This is a genomic window from Pseudomonas sp. XP1, assembly GCF_053557675.1.
Map to the genome: position 1 here is coordinate 1 of NZ_JBNRIJ010000003.1, position 8,843 is coordinate 8,843.

Here is an 8,843-nt window from a genome sequence, read left to right on the forward strand (position 1 = left end):
CGAGCACTGCATCAAGACCCCGGGCGTGCACGTGATCGACTGCCCGGTCGATTACAGCGAAAACGACCGCATCCTCAACAGCGAACTGCGTGAGCGCGCGCTGGCGGTGTAAGGCCTGAAAGGATCGGCGCCACCGTAGGGCAGGCGCCGATTCCCTGTTTTCTGATGCAAGCCAGTCAAGCCGATTGGGGCCGCAAAGCGGCCTTACCCCGGCCCTTGCACCGATGGCGGAGTCTTCTACGCTCTGAAGGGGGCAGGGGGAGCCGCTATTCATGGAGAGAACGAGCAGAACGAGCGCGCGATACATAGGCATTCGCGGTCTGATGCTGTGGCTGCTGTCGACCAGCGTCCTGGTCACGCTGGCCACCTGCCTGGTCGTTGCCTACGGGGTGATGCGTGACTCGTTGATCCACTCGGCACTGGAATCGCACAAGGCCTATGCCTACAAGGTGGCGTCCAGTATCGACCAGTTCATCCATTCGGTGCATGAGCGCCTGCAATACAGCAGCCAACTGATCGGGCAGGACTTCACCAACCGCGCCCTGGTGACAAGCGAAGCGAAACGCCTGCAGGCGCAGGATTCCGAGCTTCAGATCGTGATCATTGCCGATGCCTCGGGGAACATACTCGATGGTTACCCGCACCTGGACTTCGCGAAAACCTTGAAACTCGGTGAAGCCGCCAGGCGAGCGGCAAGCGCCGGACGCCCGTTGGTCAGCCAGGCGTTCACCTCACCTGACGGCCATTTCAGCGTTTTCATCTCCAACCCCATTCGCGATGGCCAAGGCAACGTGCTCGGCTTGATCGGGGGCGTGGTGAACCTGCGAGAAGGTGGGGTAATGAGCATCCTTATCGGTGGGCATCAGCTCGCCGACGCATTTGCGTTCGTCGTCGACGAGAACCTGCAGGTCCTGTATCACCCGGATCCCACCAGGCTGGGGGTGGTGCTGGACTCCAGCGCAACTGCCCATGCGGCCTTGCGAGGGGGCGAGGGGGAACTGGAAGCGACTGACTATCGAGGCATACCGATGTTGGCCGGGTATGCCGAGGTCAAGGCCGCGCACTGGGCGGTGGTGACCCAGCAACCGCGGGAGGACGCGCTGCACCCGTTGCGTAACCTGATGCATGACACATTGTTGAAACTGCTGCCCGTGAGCCTGTTCGGGCTGTTGCTGATACTGGCGGTGTCCACCTGGGTTACCCGCCCACTGCGGCAATTGGCCAACAGTGCGCAACACGTGCCTGAACTCGGTGCCAGCCGGGAATTGCACGCGCTGAATGCCTGGTACGCCGAGGCTGCGGCCATTCGCAGTGCGCTGGTGGCCGGGGTGCAGTTACTGGACTTGAAGATCAGCAACCTGAACCACGCTGCGGAAAGTGACCCGCTGACCGGGCTGGTCAACCGCCGGGGCATGAACGCGGCGTTGGCGATCCTCGACCAGCGCGAGCAGCAGTATTGTGCGCTGGCGCTGGATATAGACCACTTCAAGCGGGTTAACGATACATGGGGGCACGATGTCGGGGATGTCGCCCTGCAGCATATCGCGGGCATCATCCAGTCCTGTTCACGCGCAGGCGACCTGGCTTGCCGGGCCGGCGGGGAAGAGTTCTGCCTGCTGTTGCCGGATACCAGCCTGCAGGTGGCAACCGACATTGCCGAACGCATCCGCACCACAATCGCTGCCAGCCCGCTGGACCAGGTCGGTGCGATGACGATTTCCATCGGGGTAGCCGGCCGTACGTCCGCCGAGCAAACGTCCGCCGCCATTCTCAAGTGCGCGGATGAGCGTTTGTACAGGGCGAAGGACGCCGGGCGCAATCGGGTGGTAAGCGCGGGATGATCGCCGGCCCGCGAAGAGGATTACAAATGTAACCTCCGCGCGGGCCTTCGACAGGGCCTTACGGTTGCTCTCGCAGGTTGTGTAGCGCTATTGGGCCTTTGCCAAGGCACTGCGCACCAGGCACCCCAAGGTCGAGGTCGACAATGACCGGATCTTCCTCATCGATGGGCCGCTCAGGCTTCCTCGAAGTGCATCTCCGGGGGCTTGCGCCTGAAACCACGGGTGATCACGGTCAGGTAGAGCACCCCGAGGCAGAGCCAGCCTGCCCCCAGGTAGATCGCCAGGTGATCAAGACTCGCCATCAGCCACAAGGTGGAGGCAAAGCCCACCAGGGGGAACGCCAGGTACATCAGCAGCGCGTTGGCACCACGCTGTTGCATGGCACCCCAGTAGTGGAAGATCACCGCCAGGTTGACCAGGCTGAAGGCGAGAAACGCCCCGAAGTTGATGAACGAGGTGGAGGTCGTCACGTCCATGCGCAAGGCGAGCAGGGCGACCACCCCGCACAGGATGATGCTGGGCACTGGCGTGCTGAAGCGTTCGCTCAGCTTGCCGAAGAGTGCCCTGGGCAGCACACCATCACGTCCCATCGCATACAGCAGCCGGGAGGCGCTGGCTTGCGCCGACAGGCCCGAAGTGAACTGGCCGACAATCAGCCCCAGCAGGAAGATGCTGACGAAGATGTCGCCACCGATGTTCTGGGCAATTTCATAAGCCGCCGCGTCGGCGTTGGCAAAGTCTGTGGACGGGTGAGCAAGCTGAACGAAGTAGCTGCAGGCGATGAACAGCCCACCGCCGATCAGGGTGATCAGCAGGATGGCTTTCGGGATGTTCTTGCGTGGTTCCTTGGTTTCTTCAGTCAGGGTGCTGACCGCGTCGAAGCCCAGGAATGAATAGCAGGCAATCGCCGCACCGCTCATGATCAGCGGCAACTGGGTGCCTTCCTTGTAGAACGGCTCGAGTGTCCACAGCGCCACCGTGGGGTCACCCCATACATAGTGCACCGCGAGTGCAACGAATGCCGCCAGCACCAGCAACTGGATGAACATCAACAGGCCATTGACGGTCTTGGCCAGCCGCAGACCGATCACATTGATCGTTGTGGTGATGCCAATGAATGCCAGCACCCAGATGGCTTGCGGCACGCCCGGGAACGCCGAGTGCAGATAGGCCGCGCCAATGAGCCAGATCGCCATGGGCAGGAACAGGTAGTCGAGCAACACCGCCCAACCGGTGATGAAGCCCAGCTGCGGGCTGATCGATTTGCGCACGTAGGTATAGGCGGACCCTGCGACCGGAAAGGCACGCGCCATGTGGCCGTAGCTCAAGGCGGTGAAGAGCATGGCGATGGCGGCAGCGAGGTAGGCTGCGGGTACCTTCCCTCCCGTCGTCTCGGCGAGGATGCCGAATGTGCCCAGAACGATGATGGGGGTCATGTAGGCGATGCCGAAAAGCACCACCGAGCCCAGCGAAAGCGTTCGCTTGAGTGTGGCCATTACTGCTTGCTCCAGCTTGTGATTGTTATTCAGAGTCGAACACGCTGCCGTCCCTGGCGGCCTTGCATTCCAGTAAGAGAGCCTGGAAGGGTGGAATATTCAGGAGGGGATGATCAGTTCGCGAAGGCCGTTGGCATGCTCGACCTGTTCACCCGGCAGCCGGATGCGGCGCTGGGCGATGTAGGTGTAATCGCGCCGCGACTGCTGCAGTTGCTCCATGCCCAGCTCGACGGTCATCCGGCACTCGCCCCGGCCGGCTTCGCACAGCAACTGGCCGTACGGGTCGACGACGGCACTGCCGCCAGCGAAAACCAGGCCGCCATCACCGTCGCCCACGCGGTTGACCATGACCGCAAAGGCCTGATTTTCCATGGCGCGTGCGGTGATGGCGGTTCTGTGGGTGGGCCCGTACGGGTCCATGTTGCCGTTGGTGACGATGATCAGTTCTGCGCCCAGCTGCCCCAGGGCACGGGCGGTTTCGGGGAATTCGATGTCAAAGCAGATCAGCAGGCCGACACGGATGCCTTTGAACAGGGCTGTCGCAAAACGGTCGCCTGGGGTGAAAACCCCGCAGTCCGATGCCCAAAGGTGGGTCTTGCGGTAGGTGAGCGCTACGCCTTCAGGTGTGACCAGTACGGTGGTGTTGTAGAAACGACCGTCGTCTGCGGCTTCGGCCATCCCGACGACCACGGCAACGTTTTGCGCTTGTGCAGCCTGTTGGACTGCCGTGATGCTCGGGCCATCCAGTGGCTCGGCGAGGCGGCCGATATTCTCTTCGGTCGGGAAGCCCATCAGTTGGGTTTCCGGGAAGACCAGCAGATCGGTATCGGCGCCGCAGTTGCCGATCGCCTCGATGGTGCGCTGCAGGTTGTACGCGGTATCGCCATCGCGACCGGCCAGTTGGACAAGCTCTACCTTCATTTCCAATCCTCGACTAACAGCTTCGACCGCCATGCCCTGGCGGCATGGGGTGTAAAAAACGATCCCGGTACAGGTTCGCTCAGCGTAAGCTAGCCCGGATTATGGGGTGGTCATCATGGCGGGGGGTATTACGCCCACGTGGTAACCCAACAGGGGTAGAGGATGAATCTTACGCTGCACGACATCGCCTGGCACCGATCGGTAGGCCAATTGATCGAAACCCTCGACAAGGACCACTTCTGGACAGCCCTGGTGCGGTTACTGAACGAGTACGTTGCCTGCGACAGCTGGGTTGCGCTGCTGTTTTCCGCTGGGCGCCCACAGGTGTTCGCCGAATGCCCCAGTGCAGACGGCAACCCTGATCCGCTGTTTCAGGATTATCTGAAGGGCCTGTACCTGCTGGACCCGTTCTACGTGGCCAGTCGGGAGTCGGCAGCGTCCGGCCTGGTGCGCCTGGCGGATGTAGCCCCTGAGTGTTTCGAGCAGACGGACTACTACCAGCGCTATTTCCGGCTTAACGTGGTTGCCGATGAAATTCAGTTCAACGTGCAGCTGGATGCGCAGCGCACGCTGTGCCTGTCGTTGGGTAGCAAACGCCGATTCAGCATCGAACAGGTCACCCTGCTGGAGCTGTTGCGGCCGTGGGTCACTGCGCTGATGCGCCAGCGCATGACCTTCGAGCGGGAGTTGCTTGAAGAGGCCACCAAGCCCGCACCGCACTGGCAAAGCCGCATGGAGGACAGGGTCGAGCAGATGGAGTCGCCATTGACCGGTCGTGAACTGGAGGTGGGGCGGCTGATGCTGAGTGGGTGTTCCAGCAAAGAGATCGCGCGCAAGCTTGAAATCTCCGTGGAAACAGTGAAAGTGCACCGCAAGCATATGTACAGCAAGCTGGGTATCAAATCGCAGTCGGAGCTGTTTTCGCTGTTTCTTCAGGCCCAGCTGGGTTGATTCAGGCTGGCTGCATGCCCCAACTGGCTTGTGCTGAATGTTTTGTCACCTGGGGCCTGTGCTGCATCTTCAGATTTGACTGGTAATTAAAAATGACCCGCCCGCTGTTTGTTTCCATCGATGGGCCCAAGGGCACCGGCAAAACCACGCTTCTGGAGGCGGTTACCAAGGCCCTGAGGGCTGACAACAAGAAAGTGATCCGGCTTTGCGAGAAAAAAAGCGACCCCTACCGGGGAGAAACCATGGCCCTCGTCAATCAACTGGTCAGAAGCCCCTCCCGGGCCCTGGAAATGAGGGTATGCGAGCGCTTCGCCGAAAGCCGTGCCTGGATTTCCCGGCACGTGCTGCCCAGGCAGCCCGCGGGCAGCATCATCCTGATCGATCGCTGGTACCCGTCTGACGCCGCATTTCGGCGCAGCGTGGCGTTCGACGAGATCTTGCGCCTGAACCTCGAGCGAAATGTGCAAGTGCCCGATTTGCATGTCGGCGTTGTCACGCTCCCCGATACTTCATGGGCAAGGGCCGCGGCACGAACACGTGGGTTGGGCAGTACGGTGATCCATAGCCTGGACGAGCAGGTTGCCTGTACCGAGGCGTTCGAACGTGCGGTTGCGCAATACGGCTGGGTACTGTGCCGTAATGAAGGGGCCATCGAGGATGCAACGCGGCAGGTAGTGGCCGAGATCGATGGCGTGCTTCGGTGTATTGAGCGGGTTGGTGGGTGGCCTGTTCGCGATGGTAGCTGACTTCCAGCTTTCATCAGTGTTCGCCACGGGTATCGATACTGACCACCACCGACATTCCCGGTCGCAGGCGCCGAGCCTCCGGCTGGTCTGCATCCACGGTGATCCGCACCGGTATGCGCTGGGCAATCTTGACGAAGTTGCCCGTGGCATTGTCCGCCTGCAGCAAGGCGAACTCGGAGCCGGTGGCCGGTGATATCTGCTGCACGTGCCCATGCAGCTTCAAGTGGTTCAGCGCATCCACGGTGAAACTCACCGGCTGGCCAATGCGCACGTTGGCCATCTGGGTTTCCTTCATGTTGGCGATCACCCACAAGGTGTCGGGTACCAGCGCCATCAACTGCGCACCGGAATTTACATAGGCCCCCAGTCGCGTGCCGATCTGCCCAAGCTGGCCGTCGCGCGGGGCGGTGACACGGGTGTTGTCGAGATCGATGCGGGCCAGCTCCACGGCGGCCTTGGCGCTTTCCACCGAGGCCTCCAGCGCGGCCCGGTTGACCACCACGGTTTCGCGGTCCTGGCGGGCGATTTCCAGTGCCGCCCTGGCCTGGGCCAGGCTGGCGACAGCTGCGGCCTCGCTGGCCCGGGCCAGGTCCAGGTCGCGGCGCGACACCGAGCCGTCGCTGACCAGCGCCTGGTTGCGGCCAAGGTCGGCCCTGGCCTTGGCTGCCTGGGCAGCGGCATCGCCAATGGCCGCCTGGCGCTGCGCAATGGTGGCTTCGGCACTTTTACGTTGCTGCAGGTTGTTGGCCAGCGCCGCCTGTTGTTGCTGCAGCTGGGCGATGGCCTGAGCCAGGCGCTGCTTGTAGATGCGGTCGTCCAGTTGCACCAGCAGGTCGCCGGCCTTGACGAACTGGAAGTCGTGCACCGGCACATCGACGATATAGCCGCTCAGCTGCGGCCCGATGATGGTCACCTGGCCGCGCACCAGGGCGTTCTCGGTACTTTCGATGGCGCTGCTGAATGGCGGCAGGCGCCAGGCATAAAGCACCAGCAGGATACCGGCCAGGGCCACACAGGCGAAGCTGATCGACGACAGGATACGCACCCGCCGCGAACGCACCGGGCTGGTCGGCTCGCTGGGCGGCGTGGCGCCTTCCGGGGTTTCGGCAATGGCGGTGGTGGTCGTGGTGCGGGTGTCGTCGGTCATCGGGTGGGCGCGCCGGGGGTGGAGTCAGGGGAAATGGCCCGGCGTTTGGTGTGCCAGAGCCAGGTGCCACGGATGCAGATCCAGATCATGGTCAGGATAGCGATGCAGCCGATCAGCACGAACACATCGTTGTAGGCCATGATATTCGCCTCGCGGGTGGCGGCACTGGCCAACAGGCGCATGCCGGCTTCGCTGCGCAGCGCCGGGTCGGCAATGATGCCGCCGTAGCCGGCACCGCCGCTTTGCACGCGGGCCGTGACCAACGGTTCCAGGTAGCTGAGGCGGTCCATCAGGTGGCTGGAGTGGAATTTTTCCCGCCAGGTCTGGAAGGTGCCCAGCAGCGCCGCGCCAATCAGGCCGCCGAGGTTGTTGCAGATGCCGAACAGCACCGAGAAACTCACCAGGTTGCGCGGGTTGGCGCGCACATGGCTGATGCCCAGGGCCATGGATGGGCCGAGGAAGAAGGTGCTGCCGAACGCCAGCAGGAACTGGCTGAGGTACATCTGTGCCGGGCGGGTGAGGTTGCTCGAACTGCTGTCCATGAAGGCGCCGGTGGCCATGGCCAGCAGCGAGATGAACAGCGGGATCACCAGGTGGTTGGGGTTGATGGTGAGGGCACTGCTGGCCAGGCCGGCCACTGCGCCCAGCAGCATGACCGCGTACAGCGTGCGCATCTGTTCGCTGCCCATGTTCAGCGCCTGCAGGAAGCCGACCGCCCCGGTGGACTGCTCCGAGGTGACCATGCGGATCAGCACCACGCACAGGGCCAGGCGAATGATCGCGCCGCTGCCCAGCCAGCGGGTCATCAGCAGCGGGTTCTGGCGGTTGTGCTCGATGGCCAGGCCGCTGAAGATCAGTGCGATCGAGGCCGCCAGCGCCATGCCGATCCAGGGCGCCTCCAGCCACCAGTCGATACGCCCGAGTGACAGCACGGCGCACAGCAGGGCGGTGCCGCTGGCCATCAGCGAGAAGGTGAGAAAGTCCAGCGGCTCGAAGGTCTTGAAGCGGTCACCGGGGGGCAGCTTGAGCATCAGCACACAACCCAGCGCAGCCAGTGCAAGGCCCAGTTCGAACAGGTACAGGCCGCGCCATTCGGCGATCTGCAGCAGGTCTTCGGAAAATATCCGTGCCAGTGGCAACGCCAGCTGCGAGGCGCCCAGGCCAAGCACCATCGCCTTTAGCCGCCATTGCGCCGGGAACGCCTGGATCATGTAGTACAGCCCCAGCGAGCTGAGCGCCGCACCGACCATGCCATGGGCCGCCCGCACTGCGATGGCCGAGTTGAGGTCGTTGACCAGCAGGTGGGCGAAGGTGACCAGGGCATAGAGCACCAGGAACACCTCGGTGAACGCGCGCAGGCCGAATTGCTGGCGAAACTTCACCAGCAGCAGGTTGATGGACACGTTGGTCATTACGTAGGCAGCCGGCAGCCAGGCCATTTCCGCCGTGGTTGCGCCCAGCGCACCTTGCAGGAACACCAGGTTGGCGGTGACCAGCGCGTTGCCCAGCCCACCGGTGATCGCCACCAGCAGCCCGACGACTCCGTAGGCCAGGCGCTTTGCGGGCGTGTGCAGGGGCGTGGAGGGGGAGCCCGGCAAGCTGGGCTTTTCGTGGGGGAGCCACTGGCGGGGGGCGTATTTGTCCATGGGGCAGACTGTACTTGAGGGCGCCGGGGGATGAAAACAGTCTATCGCCTGCACTGGCCTCTTCGCGGGTAAACCCGCTCCCACAGGTACTGCAC

8 protein-coding genes are annotated in these 8,843 nt (G+C 62.9%); 4 read left to right on the top strand and 4 right to left on the bottom strand.

The genetic code is table 11. The features are described from left to right. Both ACK1U9_RS03875 and ACK1U9_RS03880 read left to right on the top strand, forming a co-directional pair. The coding region (locus tag ACK1U9_RS03875) for a hypothetical protein (protein ID WP_232881519.1) at positions 1 to 112 on the top strand (112 nt) is incomplete at its 5' end. 211 nt (positions 113 to 323) lie between these two features. Next, complete coding sequence (locus ACK1U9_RS03880) at positions 324 to 1,841, top strand: sensor domain-containing diguanylate cyclase (RefSeq protein ID WP_230385742.1); 1,518 nt, start codon at positions 324 to 326, stop codon at positions 1,839 to 1,841. Positions 1,842 to 2,014: 173 nt separating this feature from the next. Here ACK1U9_RS03880 and ACK1U9_RS03885 read toward each other — a convergent pair whose 3' ends face one another. Beyond that, positions 2,015 to 3,337, bottom strand: a complete 1,323-nt coding sequence (locus ACK1U9_RS03885; RefSeq protein WP_108479810.1) for an APC family permease — start codon at positions 3,335 to 3,337, stop codon at positions 2,015 to 2,017. Positions 3,338 to 3,436: 99 nt separating this feature from the next. Next, entirely contained in the window at positions 3,437 to 4,258 is an 822-nt protein-coding gene (locus ACK1U9_RS03890) for a carbon-nitrogen hydrolase family protein (protein ID WP_108479809.1), read from the bottom strand. Between the two features lie 162 nt (positions 4,259 to 4,420). Between ACK1U9_RS03890 and ACK1U9_RS03895 the strand changes: the two genes are divergently transcribed. Both ACK1U9_RS03895 and ACK1U9_RS03900 read left to right on the top strand, forming a co-directional pair. After that, complete coding sequence (locus tag ACK1U9_RS03895) at positions 4,421 to 5,209, top strand: helix-turn-helix transcriptional regulator (RefSeq protein WP_108479808.1); 789 nt, start codon at positions 4,421 to 4,423, stop codon at positions 5,207 to 5,209. A gap of 92 nt (positions 5,210 to 5,301) precedes the next feature. Beyond that, positions 5,302 to 5,955 carry a dTMP kinase gene (locus ACK1U9_RS03900; RefSeq protein ID WP_085600938.1) on the top strand — a complete coding sequence of 218 codons (654 nt, stop codon included), beginning with the start codon at positions 5,302 to 5,304 and terminating at the stop codon, positions 5,953 to 5,955. Positions 5,956 to 5,968: 13 nt separating this feature from the next. Here ACK1U9_RS03900 and ACK1U9_RS03905 read toward each other — a convergent pair whose 3' ends face one another. Continuing rightward, on the bottom strand, positions 5,969 to 7,102 hold the full coding sequence (locus ACK1U9_RS03905) for an HlyD family secretion protein (RefSeq protein ID WP_108479807.1): 1,134 nt from the start codon (positions 7,100 to 7,102) through the stop codon (positions 5,969 to 5,971). Further along, positions 7,099 to 8,748, bottom strand: coding sequence for an MFS transporter (locus ACK1U9_RS03910; RefSeq protein ID WP_046614268.1), 1,650 nt, complete (start codon positions 8,746 to 8,748; stop codon positions 7,099 to 7,101). Before ACK1U9_RS03910 ends, ACK1U9_RS03905 begins: the two co-directional genes overlap by 4 nt. Between the last annotated feature and the right edge of the window lie 95 nt (positions 8,749 to 8,843).